The sequence below is a fragment of the Coleofasciculus sp. B1-GNL1-01 genome, from assembly GCF_040220235.1.
In the GTDB taxonomy this organism is placed as follows: domain Bacteria; phylum Cyanobacteriota; class Cyanobacteriia; order Cyanobacteriales; family Coleofasciculaceae; genus Coleofasciculus.
Map to the genome: position 1 here is coordinate 1 of NZ_JAVJTO010000124.1, position 19,360 is coordinate 19,360.

The following is a 19,360-nucleotide window of genomic DNA, read 5'->3' on the forward strand; positions in this document are numbered from 1 at the left end:
CATTAATTTGGAGATAGCCGCCAGTTAGGTGGTGTTAGCTTGTGGACTGGTTGAGTGCCGACACCGCCAGGATGAAGCAGGAAGTAAGTTCCAGGGATGTCCATTTGTGGGTAGCTTTGGGTAAGTCTTATGTAACGGATAATAACGTTTGTTCAAAACCCGCCCTGACATGACCCTTCACGTTCATAATAGGTTGTCAAGACAACAGGTTGGTCAAGGTTGCGTCATGGCATTATTTTTAATAACATCTGTATGTGATGAAGGCGTTTACGAAAGCAACTTTAAGGTTGTTGAGGCTGAATCGAAAGAAGCGATCGCTCAAGATATGCTCGATAATCCCTATCGGTGGGAACAATTTCTACGCAGTACTACTGTATGGTGGGATTTGACGTACTATGAGTATAAGTATGGGGAACCACGAGGCTGGAGTCCCAAAGAGCTCCTGGAGCAGATTGATAGTACCTATGTTGATGGAGATAGTTATTTCCAAGTCCGAATCCATGAAATTAAGACGATAGAAAAGGTTCGTGATAAATCCGGACAAGATGCTAGCTAGATAAGGTTTGCTGTCTTGTCGTGAGGGTAGGTGTTAGGTATTGATAGCACTACGAGGACACATTAGGACATCAGTTTATCCCCAGAGGAAACTGCTTAACAGGGAACTCTTAACAGTAAAGCACTACGCATTAAGGTTAGGACAATACAATTGGGTGAAAAGGCAACAGGGAACAGGCAATAGGCAACAGGGGAATGTCTTAACGTATCCCCGTAGGGCTATAAAGAATGTCCTAACCTGTCTTAGTACTGCTATATTAGTCCATTTTAATGGACTTAAGCTTTTAGCCAAGAACTTGAGTTCTTGGCGGGTGTCGAGGCTTACTGACAAAGGTGTATGATATCAGGTCAACGTTTCTTTTGTCCTCAAATATAACTCAACCCGATCCTTAGACAAGAACCTTTTAGCGAATGACCAAGGGCAAATGACCATCAACTCCTGGGACGCCCCAGCGTAGTAATATAAAGAACCGCCTCATCTGGAGGAATCCCCAAAACCTCATTCACTTGCTGATCAAAGAACCCGCCAATACCACTCACCCCCAACGTTAAATAAATCGCCGCTAAATTGAGCCGTTGTCCTAAATGTCCCGCATCCAAATGCAGGTAACGATAAGCGCGATCGCCATACTTGGCGACAGCTTTTTTCAAGTCTGCTGTGTGAAAGAGAACCACACTGGCATCCCGCCCTAACTCTTGTCCTAAGCACAAAAAATGTAATTCCCGCCGGAAGTTTTTAAAGCGGATTTGCCGCAATTCTTGCGCTTTTGGTGCATAATAATAGCAGCCTTCGTCTAAACCCGCCACTCCAGAAATTGCCACAAAGGTTTCAATTAAACTCAGATCAAAATAATCAGGAGAACTATCAAATCCTTGTTCGCTGTAGTGTTGGGGTTGATAGGTGAAATCGAGTAGCAATTTAAGTTCATCTAAGGATAACGGCGCACCCGTATAAGCGCGAGTTGATCGCCGTTTTAGAATCGTATTTTCCAAAGCTTGAGGCGCATATCCTTCCCCGGTAACACTACCCCATTGAATCGGTGATGTAGTCGTAGAGATTTTGGTACAGAAGGGAAAATTATACTTGTCTTCACCTACCTTTTCTGACTCTAATTCTTCAGATGGTGGCGATTCGATTTCCTGCTTATCTGTCGGTTCAATTTGCGTCGCTTGATGCAGGTAAGCCAGCAATTCTCCATCAGGAAGTTCGGGATAGTCAAACTGCGTCGCTGACGGTAAAGCAGTGGGCTGAGAGGGCTTGCTTTGTCCCTGAAATTGATCCGCGAGGGGAACCACTGCGATCGCGCTTTCTTGTTCCGGGTTAAGATAAAGCAGATCATTCACCTTCTGATCCACAAAGCCACCAATCAGAGAGGGGCGATACCCGGTTAACGCACCCGCCAGTTCAATATTGCCCAACAAATGACCCGTATCCAGAAACACTCGCCGATAGGCACGGTCTTCATAGCGCCAAGCTGAACGATAAAATATAGCGGTGGTGACGATTGCCAGTTCCGTTGTCTCTAAGCTAGGATGCTGAAAACAAGCCTCTTGTAGACCTGACCAAACCTCGCTATCCCAAAAGCGCACTAGAGAATGGCTAGGACACTGATAGTTATACAGTCCTGGAGCTAATATAGAAGTCCCACTGGAAATTAAATAGACTTCCGCCGGATACAATCCCCCGGCTGAAGGTGCCGCCCTTAAATAAACCGGAGGTCCAATCATGGTTGCCATCTTAGCCGTTAAGCCATAGCTGCACAAGAGCAATCGTGACAACCGCCACCAACTTTTACCGGGTTCCTGGGTAAACGCCTGGAGATCTTCTTTGAGATAAGGCTTTAGATCAATGGTCGTTCCTAGTTTATACTCTTTAAAGGGGATCGGTTGATTATCCCAGTCTAATCGCTTATTTTTGGACGCGATCGTCTCCGGATCGTATTTGGTGCGCTCGTGATAATGTTGCGCGATCGATAATTGTGGGTTTGACATAGTTTTTTCAGGATAGTATTCGATTTGGCTTTTATCTAGAAGTTCTTAATATAGCTATCGTTATCCTAATTCGTAGCTGGTATATCTCGTTCCTATACAGCATGGGTGGGGGGGTTGACTTATGAGTTAATCATTTCCACCCTCGATAATAAAACATTTCTACCTAGAACACCAAACCGACGTTCATGATTAGTAGGATGAAAGAATATCGTCTTTTAGATACCGACAAACCCAGTTGATTAGCCCTGATTTTGAAGACTTAACTAATACTCTCAAGTCAGGTTGTCTTCTATCATATAAACCTTGACTTGTCAATCTACATTAAGTGTCAAATATAAATCTTGATAATCCTTAAAAAAAAAATTAGAAAAAATGTAGCTGTCGCTACAATGCCTTACAATTAATACAGGGTTTTAATCATAAATCTATAGTGACCTTATCAGGCAGATTAAATTGAGAAGAGGAAGCAGAACCTTCCAGAGTCACAGAGCAGATGGAGAAGATTGGTAAAACAGAGTTACTGACTCAATATGCTAAGGGGAGACGCGACTTCAGTGCAATTGATATCAGTGAGTCAGACTTATTTGAAGCGGATCTACAAGGTATTAAGTTGAATGGCTCTTACTTACAAAAGAGTTATCTGCCTTACTCTAACCTCAGTCAAGCCCAACTTCAACAAGCTCAATTACAAGCTGCTGAGTTGAGCGATGCTAAACTATGCCAGAGTAATCTATCTCAGGCAAATTTACAACAAGCGAATTTATCAAGAGCAACATTACGTCATGCCAATTTACGGGGTGCTAATTTAGCACACGCAAACTTGCAAGGGGCTGATTTAGGCAATGCTGATCTAAGAGATGCGAATTTGAATTATGCTAACTTAAGCGGTGCTAATTTAACTCTGACGAATTTAAGTCAAGCTCAGTTAAAGGGAGCAATTTTTTTTCGCAGTCATAATGTTAATTTTTCTAATGCTTATGTCGATTGTTCAACTATTTATCCAGATGGACATCGACATGATTGTAAAGCATCTGGGTTAAACTGTGAATCAGAAGCTTAAGCCAGGAAATCAATTTAAAAGCTAAAGTAAGCTAAAGCTTACTGTATTTAATTTTACGTTATGATGATAAAGAAAAGTCATTTATTTTGGTCAAAAGCTTGCTAGATAAAGCTTTGCTTGTTTCCTGCTTTCTGTTAAGGGTTCCCTAAAAACGAGGGTTTCCATCACAAGTACCTAAGAACCATAATGACTAAGATCCGGTTTATTGATTTATTTGCAGGCATAGGGGGTATACGCCTAGCCTTTGAACAAGCAGCTAACACCTTAAACCACAAAGTTGAATGTGTTTTAGCCAGTGAAATTAGTCCAGATTGTCAATGGGTTTACAAAAATAATTTTAACCATGAGGTATTAAGAGATATCCGAGCAATTAACCAATTACCGCCCCATGAGGTTTTATTGGCAGGTTTTCCTTGTCAGTCTTTTTCTTATGCAGGCAAGAAAGCAGGATTTGGAGACACGAGAGGAACATTGTTTTTTGAAATATTGAGATTAATCGATACCTGTAAACCTCAAGCCTTGATTTTTGAAAATGTTCGCGGTCTTTATAGTCATGATGGGGGTAGAACGTTAGAAACAATCAAGCATGAACTTAAAAGCCGAGGCTATAGCTTTGATACATTTCTGCTAAATAGTGCTAATTTTGGATTACCGCAAAACCGGGTTCGCCTGTACATGGTCGGTATTTTAGGCGCTTTGCCAAAATTCGAGTTAATTTCTGATGTTAGTCCGCCCGATTCCCATTCTTATAATTATCAGCAGCTATCCTTATTTAATCCCTTGAGCAAACCAGTTGCTGTGGCTGATATATTAGAAGATAATCCTGACTCTAAATATGATTGTTCCCCGGAGTTTGTTGAAGCTCTAAAAAGTCGATTAAACAATAATTTGAATCAATTGCATGGTCGGCGGCTGATTGATTATCGTGGCGGAAATTCTCTGCACTCCTGGGAACTGGGTTTACGGGGAAAATGTAGTTCGGAAGAAATTGAGTTAATGAATCGTTTTATTTTGAAGCGCCGGAATAAAGTATTCGGTCGTAATCAAGATGGTAAGTTGCTTAGTCTGGAGCAAATTGCTAGCTTTTTCAATCATCCCCATCTGGAACAGATTCTTGACTCACTCGTGGCTAAAAAATATTTACAAATTGTTGATGGTAAATATAAGCCTGTATCGGGAAACTTCTCGTTTGAAGTTTACAAGTTTTTAGATCCCCGGAAAATATCAGTCACGTTGGTTGCTAGCGATGCCAATCGATTAGGAATTTATCACAATGATCGGGTTCGGAGAATCACACCGCGAGAAGCCGCACGTCTCCAGGGATTTCCCGATGAGTTTATTTTGCATAGTAACGATGATAAAGCGTACTATCAGTTGGGTAATTCTGTCAGTATCAATGTTGTGAAAGCGGTCGCCCGCGACGTTATTTTGAATACATTATCATGTCAACACAGCAACAAAAGTCTGATGACGCTCAACTCTCTATCTGGAAAGTGATTATTGGGAACATATCAAGTTTGCACCAAATGTTCAAGCTAACCAAGGGAGTTGGGTTTCGTTCCTCAACCCAACCTACAACGGTGATTTTCGGCGCGATCGCGTTTACTATCTTGAGTTACTTTAGCTTTACAGGTAGCGCAGTTGCGGCTAATCTGCACTCCTGTTCTAATTTAGCAAAGGGTAGTATTATAACGATGATTTCACCCAATACCAAACCCATCGAATCAACGATTCCAGACCTGATTCAACGGCAAGCGCAAGCTTGGGAAACGGCGGATTCCGATAAACTTATCGCTGATTTTGCCGAAGATAGTGTATTTATTGTCCCCGGTTCTCGATTCAGGGGTAAACAGGAAATTAAAGCAGCAGCGGACGATTATTTTGCCCAAGTGACAGAAACTAACATAACTATTAATACAATAATTGTTCAGGGAAATAAAGGAGCCGTGGAATGGATTTGGCGTCAACGGAACAAAGAAACAGGTGAACTGTCAAAAGCTGAGGATGCCATTATCTTTGAACTTGAGCAGGGAAAAATTAAATACTGGCGAGAATATATGGATAATAAATCTCAAGTATGACAAATGACAAATGACAAATGACAAATGACAAATGACCAATGACCAATGACCAATGACAAATGACCAATGACCAATGACCAATGACAAATGACCAATGACCAATGACGATCCCCGCCGTTAACCTTTCTTGCACCAACCTACTTAACCATGTTTAGGTCGTCGTAGCCAGTGAGAACGCAGGGGACTGAGGACACGGTTGAGTAGGCGAATTTGTTCGGCTGTCCCCATGCAGATGAGTACATCTCCAGATAGTAGGGGGGTTTCACCATTAGGTCCAGCAATCAGATTGCCATCGGCGCGGCGAATTGCCAAAACTAATGCCCCGGTTTGCGATCGCAAATGGGCTTCCCGTAGGGTTTTGCCAATAAAAGGACAGCTTGAGGGGTCAAGCAGAAACTCTTCCATGTAAAATGAACGATCAGCCCCGGTGATAATCCCATCTACAAAGTCCATGACCTGGGGTCTCAAGGCAGCCGATGCCATGCGCTTACCCCCGGTGATGTAGGGAGACACCACCGCATCTGCACCCGCACGTTGAAGCTTTTTCACGGCGTCTTCAGAACTCGCCCGGGCAATGGCGCGGATTTTGGGATTGAGGGTTTTGGCAGAGAGGATGGTATACAGATTTTCTGCATCAGAGGGTAACGCCGCCACCAAACAAATTGCCTTGTCGATACTCACCGCATGTAGAGTATTATCCAAAGTAGCATCCCCTTGGGCAACAATGTAACCCAACTCCCGCGCCTCTTCTACCTGATCAGCTTGAGAGTCGATGATGACAAATGGAATCCCCTCAGCTTTAAATTCTAGGGCAATCTGACGCCCTGTACGCCCAAAGCCGCAGAGGATATAGTGGTTGGTTAAGGTATCAATCAAGCGTCGTCGTTGCCTCAGTCGAATTCCTTGTTGAAAGTAGCCTTGAATTAGGGCTTCTGTAAAGCGATTGACAATATAACCAATGGCGATAAGACCCATTAAAATCAGGGAAATGGTGAACAGGCGTCCGCGATCGCCTAGAGGATTTGTCTCGCCATAACCAACCGTCGCCAGAGTAATGATCGTCATGTAGGCAGCATCTGACCATGACCACCCTTCCACCAGTTTGTACCATAACGTACCGATGAGAGCGACTCCCAAGAGGGCAAGTCCACCACCAATCAGTTCTTTCCGCAAGCGTTGATATTTCTCTTCTAGGGTTGAGTACACGCAGATGAATGATTGATAACTGTTCCCATCATTAAGCTATTTTCACAGTAAAATAAAATTTTTGCATTGCGTCCCTGGAGTAGAAAGAACGGATGTTCATCCCAAAAATCGGTAAGCTGACCTGTTTATGCCTGAGTTTATTGATCCTGTTAACCGCTTGCAATCTTCCGGGAGAACAGTCAAGCAAAACCGTGACACTCATGGGTACGCTAACCGGGAAAGGAATTCAAGAAGTGCAACAAGTGGTAGCCCCCTTTACCGAAGCGACGGGGATAAAGGTGAAGTATGAGGGAACGGATGCGTTCACCACGGTGTTACCCGTGCGGGTTGACGCCGGAAATCCGCCGGATCTCGCCCTGTTCCCCCAACCTGGTTTAATGGCAGACTTTGCCAGAGATGGGAAACTGATACCCATTGAACAAATTTTGTCGTCCACCCAATTGTCAGAAGCCTTTTCTCAGAACTGGCTCAACTTAGCGCGGGTTGATGATACCCTCTACGGTATCTGGTATCGAATCTACCTGAAAAGTTTAGTCTGGTATAGCCCAGCCGCCTTTGCCGAAAAGGGGTATCAAATCCCCACCACCTGGGATGAAATGATGGCATTATCTGACCAAATTGTGGCAGATGGGGGCGTTCCGTGGTGTATTGGTTTCGGCAGTGGTGAGGCAACGGGTTGGGCTGGCACAGACTGGATCGAGGATATCATGCTGCGAACCGTGGAACCCCAGGTTTATGACCAATGGGTGAACCACGAAATTCCCTTCACTCATCCAACGGTTAAAAATGCTTTTGAAAAATTTGGTACGATTGCTTTAAATCCTGACTATGTGGTCGGGGGTAAAACGGGTATTCAGAGTATTTTCTTTGGGGATTCACCTAAGCCACTTTTCGATCAACCGCCCGGATGTTATCTGCATCACCAAGCCACGTTTATCTCCTCATTTTTCCCCGATGATGTGGTGTTGGGAGAAGATGTTGATATTTTTATACTTCCCAGTATTGATCCAGACTTAGGTGTGCCGTTGTTAGTGGGAGGGCAAATCATCGGCATGTTTAATGATACCCCAGAGGCACGGCAGTTAATGGAGTATTTGATTTCTGTGGAACCCCATGAAATTTTAGCCGGAATCAAAGGGTCAATCTCACCCCACAAACAGGTGAGTTTAGAGGTTTACCCTGACGAGGTAACCAAGCGTCAAGCTAAACTCTTATTATCTGACGATGAACTCATCCGCTACGACGCTTCCGATCTGCTTCCTGGAGCCGTAGGCACGGGGACATTCTGGACAGGTATTATAGATTATGTTTCCGGGCAAGATTTGGATCGGATTTTGCAGACTATTGAGGCAAGTTTGTCGGATGCAAAAGCTGGTAAGTAGGTTGGTGGAAAAGCCTCAAACCCTTACAAATGACAAATGACAAATGACAAATGACGTAGCTTGCTTCTCAAGGGCAGCGAGTTCCCCACCGTTAACTTTAATTGTCCCCACCTACTTTTTAATTATCTTTAGAAATATAGTGCAATTTCATGTTTTGCTTTGTTGAAAATAACCAAAGACCAAAACTCATAAAAATACCTAAGCATAAAGTAAAAAACAAAGCAACAAATACTCCAATCAAAGGAGAAACAAGTAGACCCGAAATACCTGTTACATGTTCGTCATTCCAGGTGACAGTAGAGAGTCCGAATAGGCTCAATAATCCCATCAGAATTGAAAAGGGTACTATGGAAAATAGCAGACCGAATGCTACGAGCTTAAAAGTTGTACCAATAGTCAATCTTTTTATCTCAAGTTGATGTTTCATTATTCCACGACAAAGCTGAACATCTATATACTAAAAACAGATTGCAATTTAAGTCTATTAAAAGCCGACTTTTTCCTACATTCCCTACTCTGAACTTCTGTCAACCTGACATTGACAGCCACTCAACCTGATTTTTTCTGACTTTCTCTTCAGCCAAGACCATAACTTTTCCTATTGCACGGCTCAATAACCGGGTAGAGACTGACAAGTGAAGTAATTTTTCCCCTAATCAACCGCTCAGACAGCGAAGCGTTCCCCATGGGATAGCGATCGCATCCCACAACCCAAAACCTGAATGAATCCCTGGAGGGGAATGGGTTTTAGTTACGGCTTTTTCCAGGTGATATCACGTCCGGTCAAACACCCGTCTTCAAAACGCCTGAACCCGTGGTTTGACTGCATGGCAATATGGGTAATCCTCCAGACATGATATGACTCATTCTATGAAGCCTGCCAATTGACTCCCAACTGGAGACAGAATTATGACTTCCCAAAACCTGTTAAAGCTTGCCAAGCTTGGTGATGCTAAAGCAATTGCGGCAATGATCAACCGCTCACTACGAGACAAGCACATCATCGCCAAGGTTAATCGTCAGGAAGATTGTTTGCAAGTCTTGCTGGAATCAGCGCAAGTTCCCAGCCAAAAGGCGATGATCCCGTTTATTCGTCAGGGTTTAACGAAGCTGGGCGTTGAGACGATTACAACAGTACAGGTTTATGGTCGTCAGACTGGACAAAAGTCCCCAGCTTGGAATCAAAGCTTTGGATTGGAATTCTCACCCACCCAAGCCGCAGATGTTGCGGCTGAAAATAATACATCTTCTGATGTTGAATCCCCCGTCTCAGAACCCCCAGCGGGTTCACATTTTACCAAAGTTCCTCGGCACACTACGACTGGAGGAGATAAATCCTCAAAGAATCGACCAACAAATACCTATACCCCACACCGTAATACTCAGGAAAGCCATTCTAAACCTCACAAACCCGTGAGTGGGGGTAATGCCGCCCGCGCGGGTGTGCGCTTGTCTCGCGACCATTTTAATAGAGCCTTTTTGACTCGAACTAGAACTATATTGATACTAACGGTTCTGAGTATACTAGGATTAAGTGTTATTTTTATTGCTCTCAAATTTCCAAACTCTTTGTCTGTATCATGGCGCTTTACGCAAACCATTAATACCTCAAAAACTGAAGCAAAAAGCATGTTTGATAAAGGCTTAAAACAATTACAATTAAGTCAGTATCGGGCAGCTATTGAGTCTTTAGAAAATTCCTTATTTATTTATAAAGAGATCGGCGACAGGCTAGGTGAAGCAAATTCACTCACAAATTTAGGAGAGGCTTATACTAATCTCTATCAACATGAAAAAGCGATTGAATTTTATCAACAGGCTTTACCTATCTTTCAGCAAATTGGTGATAGACAAGGTGTGGCTGGTTCTCTAATGAATTTGGGAGTAGCTTACAGGAAACTCTACCAACACGAAAAAGCGATTGAATTTTATCAACAGGCTTTACCTATCTTTCAGCAAATTGGCGATAGACAGGGTGAAGCCAATTCTCTCATGAATTTGGGAAATGCTTACGATGATATCTCCCAACACGAAAAAGCGATTGAATTTTATCAACAGTCTTTATCTATCTTTCAGCAAATTGGTAATAGACAAGGTGAAGCCAATTCTCTCATGAATTTGGGAAATGCTTACGATGATATTTCCCAATACAACAAAGCGATTGAACTTTATCAACAGTCTTTATCTATCTTTCAGCAAATTGGCGATAGACAAGGTGAAGCCAATTCTCTCATGAATTTGGGAGTGGTTTCCCATAACCTATCTCAATACAACAAAGCGATTGAACTTTATCAACAGTCTTTACCTATCTTTCAGCAAATTGGCGATAGACGAGGTGAAGCCAATTCTCTAATGAATTTGGGGGCAACTTATGATAACCTATCTCAATACAACAAAGCGATTGAATTTTATCAGCAGGCTTTGTCTATTTTTAAAGAAATTGACGATAAATCAAGTATCGCTGATTCTCTAATGAATTTGGGAAATGCTTATGATAACCTATCTCAATACGAGAAAGCGATTGAATTTTATCAGCAGGCTTTGCCGACTTTCCAGGAAATTGGCGATAGACGAGGTGTTGCTGGTTCTCTAATGAATTTGGGAGTGGCTTACGATAACCTATCTCAATACGAGAAAGCGATTGAATTTTATCAACGGTCTTTATCTATCTTTCAGGAAATTGGTGATAGACAAAGTGAAGCTTTTACTCTCAACAATTTGGGAGTTGCTTACAGGAACCTCTCCCAATACGAGAAAGCGATTAATTTTTACCAGCAGGCTTTGCCGATTTTTCAGGAAATTAGTTATAGACGAGGTGAAGCTCTTGCTCTCAACAATTTAGGATTCGTTTACCGCGCCCTGGGACAAGAACAGAAAGCCAGGAAGTTTTTTGAGCAGTCTGAAGCTATTCAACAAGAAATAGGGATAGATTAGGATAAAGAATAGAACAATTCTTTCCCCTCACCACAATCCCCCACAGATAAATCAATCCCAGACTAACTTCTAAACCAATCACCCCCCACAGCAACCAGACGCCAGAGGGGTGAGTCGTAGGAGATTTAATTCTCATGGATGAAAATAGGAATAAATATCTTCGGCTAAACGCGACCCAATTCCCGGAACTTCAGCAAGCTGTTGTACCGATGCTTCTCGAATATAATCAATAGAGCGAAAATGTGCCAATAGCTGTTTTTGACGGGCAAATCCTAATCCAGGAATCTCATCTAAACGAGAACGGCGTAATGTATTACTGCGTTGCTGGCGATGGAAACTTACGGCGAAACGATGCGCCTCATCACGTAAACGCCGTAATAATTGCACCCCTGGTTGTTCAGCGTCGGTGGGGAGGGGAAAGGATTCACCGGGGAGAAAAATTTCCTCCCGTTGCTTGGCTAAACTCACCACTCGGACTTTATCTAACAGGTTCATATCCTGTAATACTGCAACCACGGCGGAGAGTTGTCCCTTCCCGCCATCAATCATAATTAAATCCGGGAAATCATTAGAGATTCCCTGTTCTCTGGAAAGGGCGGGTTTAGTTAGGTTATCGGTTTGTGGCGAAATGGTATCGGTCAAACCCGCCCCTACGTCTTTATATTTGCGGAAACGGCGACGAATGACTTCTGCTAAACTGGCAAAATCATCGGAATGACCAATCGTTACTGTCGGATTTTTTATCTTATAGTGACGATAATGTTGCTTCGCTGGCGTCCCATTAATAAATACCACCTGAGACGCTACCGGATTCGCCCCCTGAATGTGAGAAATATCATACCCTTCAATCCGATGGGGTAAATCCGGTAAATCCAAAATTGCGGCTAAATCCTGCATCGCTTGGGTATTGCGGTCAGCGAATTTCTGCGTCCGTTCCAACTCATACTTCGCATTCCGTTCCACCATTTCAATTAATTCGGCTTTGGTTTGGCGTTGGGGAACGAAAATAGTAACTTTGCGCCCTTTCTGTTCACTTAACCATTCTGCCAATAACTCGGTATCGGTTAACTCATGCTGGACTAAAATTTCACTGGGAATTTCTACCGCGTCAACGGTTTGATAATGGTCTTCTAATACTCGTTGTAAAATTGCCCCTAGTTCAATTCCCCCTGATGGAACTTCAGCGAAAAATCCCAATCGCCCGACTAATCGACCCGCACGAATTTGGAATAATTGAATACAAGCCTGATTAGCATCCGCTGCCAGGGCGATCGCATCCCGTGATACGGTATCATCAGGTAGGGCAACTTTTTGGTCAGCACTCAAAGCGTTTAACCCTTTAATCTGATCCCGAATTTTCGCGGCTAACTCAAAGTTCAGCGATTCCGCCGCTTGTTCCATTGTTTGGGTGAGAATATCAATCAGTTCCCCCGTTCGCCCCTGAAACACCATTGCCATTTTTTGCACCATCTGGCGATACTCCTGCGGTGAAACAAGCTGTTGACAAACGCCAGGACAACGCCCAATATCATAGTTAAGACAAGGGCGGTCTTTAAACAGGGGACGAGGGCGCTGGCGTTGGGGGAAAATCTGCTTAAGTAGGTGTAATGTACTTCGCAGCAACCCGACATCCACATAAGGTCCATAATAGCGATCTTTTTCCTTTCTCAGGTTGCGCTTACGGGTAATAAAGATACGCGGATAGTCTTCTGACCAAGTAATACAAATATAGGGATATTTCTTATCATCTTTGAGCAGTACATTAAAATACGGCTGATGCTGCTTGACTAAATTCGCTTCTAATGCTAGTGCTTCGGCTTCAGTATCGGTCACAATAAACTCAATCTCCGCCACCTGACGCACCATCATGGCGATACGGGGACTCAGGGGTTGGGTGTTACGGAAATAGGAACGAACGCGCGATCGCAGCTTCTTTGATTTACCAATATAGAGGATGCGATCGCTCCCGTCACGCATTAGATAAACCCCAGGTTCAGCCGGGATTTCTTTCAGGCGACGTTCTAGGCGATCGGGATTATTGACTAGAGGGGTTACTTTAGCCGAGGATATCACAGATACTGCTCATCTCACTTACTCATCTTATCTTTATTTTAATTCATCAGCCATGGAACATTTAATCGGGACGAGAGGTCAAAGGGAAAGTCGGACAATTCGAGATGATCCACACAATAAATGGGCGGTTATTGTTGTCATAGCATCCCTAATTTAAGGAATTCTTGGAAAACCCAGGCTTGCGCCAAAATCTCAGAAAATTTTGCTACAATAACTTGACCAAAACAACGTAAATGTGAGACAAATCCAAAGCATTATCCGACCAAGAACGCTAACCCGCTCCAATGATTAGCTAACGAGCTTAATCTCTCAACCATGTTGTCATAACTAACAGGAGTTTTAATTATGAAAAAAATACTCATGATTGCCGCCAGCCTATTTATCATATCAGCAGAATCGGCTCAAGCTTGTAGTTGTATGCGAGCTACCCCTGAGCAACATTTTGAATCGGCTAATGCCGTCTTTTCGGGTCGAGTCGTTAATGTGATCACTCCCCGCCGAAATACCCAACGTCCCCAATTTTCGTTTCCGCAAAAACGAGTCATGTTTGAAGTGTCCGACGTTTGGAAAGGACAAGAAAGACGCCGATTAATGGTGATGACATCCGATTCCAGTGCGAGTTGCGGTTTCAATTTTACTGAAGGAGAATCTTACCTCGTCTATGCCTCACGTTCAGATAATCGCTTAACCACATCCCTGTGTAGTGGCACCAAACTATTAAGCCAAGCCCAGGAGGATTTAAGGATGTTAGAAGACCCAGAAACCCCATCCAATACTATTCCGTTTAACACCTTAGAAAAAAGCTGGAATAGTGGAATAGCAGAACCCTTTGAGACAATAATTCGCGATCAAGCGGCATGGGAGCAATTTTGGATGAATCTTCACTCAATTGATATACCAACACCCTCATTACCTGAGATTGACTTTACTGAAAATATGGTGATTGGAGTTGGACTAGGCAATAAACCCAGTGGTGGCTATAGTGTTGAAATTAAAGACATTATTATCAAGGATGATAAACTGGTGATTAACGCTGTAGAACAGCAACCTGGACAGAACTGTGGCACAACAATGGCAATTACTCAACCTTATCACTTAGTTACGGTAGAACAATCAGATTTGCCCGTTCAATTTAACCGTCAAACTGAAATCGTGAACTGTGAGTAACGTCAAGAAAGGGAATAGGGAACAGGGAATAGAGAACAGGGAACGGTTTGGGTCTGGTGGGTTACGGCGGATAGAAGATTTAACGGTTATTTCCAAAATGGAAAATCCGCCTAACCCACCCTACAATTACTGTGAATAACGTCAAGAAAGGAAACAGAAAACAGGGAACAGTTTTTCCATGACTTAAACCCCATTACTCTGCTGTATCAGTCAAAAAGTGTATTCGGTTTGCTCATATCCAGGTTTTTTCTGACGAAAACTCTGCGTCCCTCTGCGCTTACCTCTGCGCCCCTCTGCGTTGAAAAAATTCCATGCTACCGGATTTAATGTCAGACAGAGAAGGGTCTGGTGGGTTAGGGCGGATAGAACATTTAACGGTTATTTCTCTAATTGAATATCCGCATAATCCACCCTACAATTACAATAAAGTAATTAGGCTTGATCAAAGCGTTTTCTATCCTGTCTTCTATGAATACCCCAGCCCACATCATTATTAATATGCTATGCCTAGGACGCCAGGATACTTCCAGTATTCTTACTCCAGTCATCATCGGTGCATTACTCCCTGATGCCCCGATGTTTGTGTTTTACTTTGTGGAAAAAGTGATTAAGGGGACACCTGAAATTAAAATTTGGCGAGAAGCGTATCACCAAGAAAACTGGCAAAATTTTATTGATATTTTCAATTCTATTCCCCTCATTATCTTTGGCTTAGTTCTTACAGGCTGGTTGGGTTCCCAGATTGGAATTGTCTTTTTCTCCAGCATGTTTCTACATATCGTTGGTGATTTTCCGCTGCATCACAATGATGCCCATCGGCATTTTTTCCCGTTTTCCAATTGGCGGTTCCAGAGTCCGGTTTCGTATTGGGACCCGAATCATTATGGCACTATTGTCACTATTATGGAAATTCTCGCTGTTATTATAAGCTGTGTGGTGCTAGTCCAAAGTTATCAATCGATCACAGGTCGAATGAGTGTCGGGCTAATTGGGGTGTCTTATTTAGCCTATTTTATCTATGTTTTTACGGTTTGGGTTTAGAGTTGATAATCAGCATTACTCTTCTACGCTTCTCATTCACTCAACTACCTCAATCATTGCTGAAAATGCCGCTAGCTTCTGGGTATCCACGCCACGAATCCCGCGTGAAATTTTAATCCCAGCCCCACGGGAGTGGCGATCCAAATCATTCACAAATGCTTCCATTACTTCCACAGGTTCATCTTCAGCTAACAGTAAGGGTTGACGAGAATCGGCTTTCACGGTTCGGGCAATTTTTTGCACCCCTTTAAGCGCATCCCGCAACGGTTCTGTACTGGCTAATACTAATAGTTCCACAAAACCAACTCCGTCTAAAATAAAGTGAAAATCATCTTTCGTGGGTGGGTTACTTTGAGGCGGTACAATTAAATGCTGTCCAGGTGTGACTAATGCTGCATCTTCCGGCGCATCCCAATAGGGAAATAACACCACAATATCCCCATTAGAACCGATCGCTAATACCCCTACATAGATGGCTTGACTCTCGTGGTTTTGTACCTCTATCTGAATTTCCGTGTTCTGTTTAAAGCTAGTCTTGGCGATGGTTGTGGGAATCACCCCGGCATTTTCCGCCGCCCGACTCCCCGCCCGAATCCCTAATCCGCCGCCCGCCACAGGCTGAATCGTCATCGCCACATTTAAGTTAGAGGTATCACTGTTGAGAACCAGATGCAAAATCCGCCCCGCCAGTAACGCCTTTAAACGGGGGCGCAGGCGATTAACGGCTGCTTCTACCGACTCTCCCAACACCCCAAAGGAATCGGGAACCGGAATTAATCCCGCCGTAAATACCCCCAAACTGCCTACGGGGGGTAAGGGGTTCATTCCTTGGTGTTGCGCCTGGGGAATAGCCTCATTCGTCATCCGCCCGATAATATAATCCACCACAGTCTCTTGATTCATTGGCACCACCGTTACCCGACTCACCGACTGTAAGGCGGTGCGGGCGGCTGAAATATCCTCTCCCAGCGAGGGATGAAGTCCCACTCGTAAGCTTAAATCAGCCGGAACGCCTCGTACTCGTTCCCGCATTAACATCCCCTCTCCGGGAATCGCCCGCCCTTGCGATCGCATTCTCCCATACCCCACTAAACCAACCCGCGCGGTTTGTTCCACTTCCCCCTGAACTTGTCCCTGTTGATTAATTAGCGTAAAAATCGCCCCCTCTTGAAATGCATCCAAGCTTTGAGACGAGACTCCCCCCAACCAAAACTCCACGCGATCGCCCTCTATGTTTCGCACCACGGCTTCGGCGGCTGGCGTTGAGGGTTCTAGCAGGTAAATCGGTTCCTGTTCGCGATCGCTCCCTGGCTTCACTTCATACACTGGATCTTGGATAATACCCGACGAATTCGCCACATCCTTGGTACTTCGCGCCAAATTCACAAACACTGTACTCAACGGTTCACTCATCGGTTGTTGCCAAAGATATCGCGTCAGCAAATAGGTAAACGCCCCCGCATGAAAATCCCCGAATGGTGCATCCGTCGCCAATTGGTTCCGCGCTGCTGAACCCAGCGCCACCCCCTTAGCAATCCCCTGCTGACGCCGTTGCTGAAATTGGTCTGGGGTTAAATTCAACCGCGATAACCACTGCTGCTGATACTCAAACTCCTCCTGACTCGCTTGATCCTCCCCACTCCCCTGACGAGATGGAACCGCCCTGACTAAAAAGTTTCCCCGCAATCCTCCCCCAGAATGGCAGCTATCCATGACGACGGTAACGTTTTCGGTGTCCAAGGCGGACATCCACAAAAACAGAGTTCTGCCCATAATATCTCGCACCTTCCCCGCCTCTTTCCCGGTTTCAATCTGACGGTTATTGGGAACCATGGTGCTATTCAAACCATCCGGGTTAATTGGGTTGGAGTCAATCACTCGTGAACCATGTCCAGAGTAGTGAAAAACCACCACATCTCCCGGTTTTGCCTGTTGAATTAAATGGGTTTCAACGGCGTCAATAATGCCTTGACGGGTGGGTTTAATCGGGGTTTCATCCGTCACCCTGAGAATATCGTGGGGATTAAACCCGAAGCGTCGCACCAACAATTCATACTGCAACTCCACATCGGTTAAACATCCCTGTAATGTGGGGATAGGGGCGGGATAATTATTCACGCCAACCAATAGCGCCAATTTGCGGGGAGTGCTTTGGGCGAGAACTTGGGCGTAGCGATTTGCTTGGCTAATTAAGTCCAATTGGCTCAAACCTACCGTAGCGAGAGTTGATCCGGCTAATTGGAGAAAATGACGGCGCTTGAGTTTCGGCATAATGCAATGCTTCCCTTAAATCGGTCTATGATCGAGCAAGACAGGTATGGGGGGGCTGACGTTTCCCTGCACCGGGAATTCTGACAGACAACTACACAAAGAGCGATCGCGCTCTTAGCAAAAGCTATAATTTTAACCAATCTGGCAGGGTTTCAGCCATTGCCGTTCTGGGATAGCCAGGGGTTGATGAATTCACCTATCTCTGACTTGTTTTAGGTTATGCACTTATGATTACGTTCTGTAAATATTTTTCAAACCCTTGCCAACTACAAAAAACGTAGATGTCTGGCTGGGAGATACACAAGTATTACCAATGACAAATAACAAATAACAATGAAAAAAGTATTTTTTTTACTCGGTGAACTAAATGACGATGACATGAATTGGATGCTCGCTGTGGGACACCGAAAGGAAATTACTCCAGGAACCATCCTAATTGAGGAAGGTAAACCCATCGATACCCTGCTGATTCTGCTAGAGGGAACGTTATCGGTATCAGTTTCAGCCTTGCAAGGGAAAACAATCGCTCGATTAACCAGTGGTGCGGTTGTCGGGGAAATGTCTTTCGCGGATACTCGTCCGCCCTCGGCTACGGTTCAAGCTGTGGAACCCTCTCTCGTTTTATCCATTCCGCGTCATCATCTCCTGGAGAAACTGCAAAAAGACCAAGGATTTGCCTCACGCTTCTATCGTGCGATCGCGATTTTTCTGTCTACTCGATTACGGGGTACGGTGCGATATCTGGGTTATGCCAAAACAGATTGGCTTAAGGACGAGAATGAGACTGAAGAGTTATCCCAAGAAGTCGTTGATAATGTACCCCTTGCCCAAGCCCGATTCGATTGGCTACTGAGGCGTTTACGAAATAATGACCATGCGGTGCTTCCAGATTGATGGGGACTCCAAGTGCGGAGGGGTTCCAGGTGTAGGGGAGCGGGGGAGAGATTGTCAAACCTATGTATTATCGAATACATCTTTGTGGTAGACCCCTCCCGATTTAAAGTTTAGCCTTTATTTCTGTTGGCTGGAATTCTCTGGCGTATCAACCTTGGGTACAATGTCAGGACGCTCTTTATTTTCCCAACCGGCTGGGCGCTTGGAGTTATACCAGGCGATAGAGCCAAGAACAACAGCGGCGATAAAGCCGATCACATAGACCAATGTAAACGAGAATGGAAATTCAGATGCTTGAGCTGCTCCTGCTTCCATCAATAAATTCAAATACATAGATTCACTCCTTATCCTATTTTGGCTATCCTATCAAAACTTTCAGGAGAATCTATCACCCCTGAGACCGAATTGCCCTGACAAAGATGTTGGGGAAGATGTGGGAGATGAGGGAGATGAGGGAGATGAGGGCGGGTTTTGAACCAACGTTATCGTCAATAGTGAAACGAAGGTCCCTAAACCCGCCCCTACCTAGGGCTTACTGCACAACCCGGAAACCCTGATCCATCAATACTTTGAGGCGTATGGACAGTGGATAAAGTGCCAGGAAATGGGGTAGCATCCTTCCTAAGTATGGCATCACCTTGTTCAGGGAAAATGTACCCTTGCTCCCCCAGCTCCCTCAGCTTCCCCTGCTTCCCCTGCTCCCC

At 44.3% G+C, this 19,360-nt stretch carries 17 protein-coding genes; 10 read left to right on the forward strand and 7 right to left on the reverse strand.

The window, feature by feature from the left end:
* Positions 1–226 precede the first annotated feature (226 nt).
* Complete coding sequence (locus tag RID53_RS29990) at positions 227–556, forward strand: hypothetical protein (RefSeq protein WP_446391572.1); 330 nt, start codon at positions 227–229, stop codon at positions 554–556.
* A gap of 431 nt (positions 557–987) precedes the next feature.
* Here the strand turns inward: RID53_RS29990 and RID53_RS29995 are convergent, their stop codons facing one another.
* The gene (locus RID53_RS29995) at positions 988–2,547 is read right to left on the reverse strand and encodes a SagB/ThcOx family dehydrogenase (RefSeq protein WP_446391573.1); all 1,560 of its coding nucleotides are present in this window, start codon (positions 2,545–2,547) and stop codon (positions 988–990) included.
* Between the two features lie 493 nt (positions 2,548–3,040).
* Here RID53_RS29995 and RID53_RS30000 point away from each other — a divergent pair, with 493 nt between their 5' ends.
* The 3 genes from RID53_RS30000 (at position 3,041) to RID53_RS30010 (ending at position 5,688) form a co-directional block, all read left to right on the forward strand.
* Positions 3,041–3,607, forward strand: a complete 567-nt coding sequence (locus tag RID53_RS30000; RefSeq protein WP_446391574.1) for a pentapeptide repeat-containing protein — start codon at positions 3,041–3,043, stop codon at positions 3,605–3,607.
* A gap of 186 nt (positions 3,608–3,793) precedes the next feature.
* The gene (gene dcm, locus RID53_RS30005; protein WP_446391575.1) at positions 3,794–5,104 is read left to right on the forward strand and encodes a DNA (cytosine-5-)-methyltransferase; all 1,311 of its coding nucleotides are present in this window, start codon (positions 3,794–3,796) and stop codon (positions 5,102–5,104) included.
* Positions 5,050–5,688, forward strand: a complete 639-nt coding sequence (locus RID53_RS30010) for a nuclear transport factor 2 family protein (RefSeq protein WP_446391576.1) — start codon at positions 5,050–5,052, stop codon at positions 5,686–5,688. Before dcm ends, RID53_RS30010 begins: the two co-directional genes overlap by 55 nt.
* Positions 5,689–5,829: 141 nt before the next feature.
* On the opposite strand, the gene RID53_RS30015 is transcribed toward RID53_RS30010, so the two are convergent.
* Complete coding sequence (locus RID53_RS30015; protein ID WP_446391577.1) at positions 5,830–6,894, reverse strand: potassium channel family protein; 1,065 nt, start codon at positions 6,892–6,894, stop codon at positions 5,830–5,832.
* Between the two features lie 92 nt (positions 6,895–6,986).
* On the opposite strand from RID53_RS30015, the gene RID53_RS30020 reads away from it, so the two are divergent.
* Complete coding sequence (locus RID53_RS30020; RefSeq protein WP_446391578.1) at positions 6,987–8,276, forward strand: ABC transporter substrate-binding protein; 1,290 nt, start codon at positions 6,987–6,989, stop codon at positions 8,274–8,276.
* Positions 8,277–8,394: 118 nt separating this feature from the next.
* Here the strand turns inward: RID53_RS30020 and RID53_RS30025 are convergent, their stop codons facing one another.
* Positions 8,395–8,703, reverse strand: a complete 309-nt coding sequence (locus tag RID53_RS30025; RefSeq protein WP_446391579.1) for a hypothetical protein — start codon at positions 8,701–8,703, stop codon at positions 8,395–8,397.
* Positions 8,704–9,185: 482 nt separating this feature from the next.
* Here RID53_RS30025 and RID53_RS30030 point away from each other — a divergent pair, with 482 nt between their 5' ends.
* Positions 9,186–11,210 carry a tetratricopeptide repeat protein gene (locus RID53_RS30030; RefSeq protein WP_446391580.1) on the forward strand — a complete coding sequence of 675 codons (2,025 nt, stop codon included), beginning with the start codon at positions 9,186–9,188 and terminating at the stop codon, positions 11,208–11,210.
* 132 nt (positions 11,211–11,342) lie between these two features.
* On the opposite strand, the gene uvrC is transcribed toward RID53_RS30030, so the two are convergent.
* Positions 11,343–13,283: an excinuclease ABC subunit UvrC gene (gene uvrC, locus RID53_RS30035; protein WP_446391581.1), complete on the reverse strand. Its 1,941-nt coding sequence runs from the start codon at positions 13,281–13,283 to the stop codon at positions 11,343–11,345.
* Between the two features lie 345 nt (positions 13,284–13,628).
* On the opposite strand from uvrC, the gene RID53_RS30040 reads away from it, so the two are divergent.
* The 3 genes from RID53_RS30040 (at position 13,629) to RID53_RS30050 (ending at position 15,491) form a co-directional block, all read left to right on the forward strand.
* Positions 13,629–14,450 (forward strand): protease complex subunit PrcB family protein, encoded by an 822-nt coding sequence (locus tag RID53_RS30040; RefSeq protein ID WP_446391582.1) that lies wholly within the window; start codon positions 13,629–13,631, stop codon positions 14,448–14,450.
* A complete protein-coding gene (locus RID53_RS30045) occupies positions 14,443–14,589 on the forward strand; it encodes a hypothetical protein (protein WP_446391583.1) in 147 nt (48 codons plus the stop codon). Before RID53_RS30040 ends, RID53_RS30045 begins: the two co-directional genes overlap by 8 nt.
* 329 nt (positions 14,590–14,918) lie before the next feature.
* On the forward strand, positions 14,919–15,491 hold the full coding sequence (locus RID53_RS30050) for a hypothetical protein (protein ID WP_446391584.1): 573 nt from the start codon (positions 14,919–14,921) through the stop codon (positions 15,489–15,491).
* A gap of 36 nt (positions 15,492–15,527) precedes the next feature.
* Here the strand turns inward: RID53_RS30050 and RID53_RS30055 are convergent, their stop codons facing one another.
* Positions 15,528–17,762: a caspase family protein gene (locus RID53_RS30055; protein WP_446391585.1), complete on the reverse strand. Its 2,235-nt coding sequence runs from the start codon at positions 17,760–17,762 to the stop codon at positions 15,528–15,530.
* Positions 17,763–18,095: 333 nt separating this feature from the next.
* On the opposite strand from RID53_RS30055, the gene RID53_RS30060 reads away from it, so the two are divergent.
* Positions 18,096–18,656, forward strand: coding sequence for a cyclic nucleotide-binding domain-containing protein (locus RID53_RS30060; RefSeq protein ID WP_446391586.1), 561 nt, complete (start codon positions 18,096–18,098; stop codon positions 18,654–18,656).
* 117 nt (positions 18,657–18,773) lie between these two features.
* Here RID53_RS30060 and psb35 read toward each other — a convergent pair whose 3' ends face one another.
* On the reverse strand, positions 18,774–18,983 hold the full coding sequence (gene psb35, locus RID53_RS30065) for a photosystem II assembly protein Psb35 (RefSeq protein ID WP_044204387.1): 210 nt from the start codon (positions 18,981–18,983) through the stop codon (positions 18,774–18,776).
* A 194-nt stretch (positions 18,984–19,177) separates the two neighbouring features.
* Positions 19,178–19,360, reverse strand: a 183-nt coding sequence (locus RID53_RS30070) for a hypothetical protein (RefSeq protein ID WP_446391587.1), incomplete at its 5' end; no start/stop codon positions are given.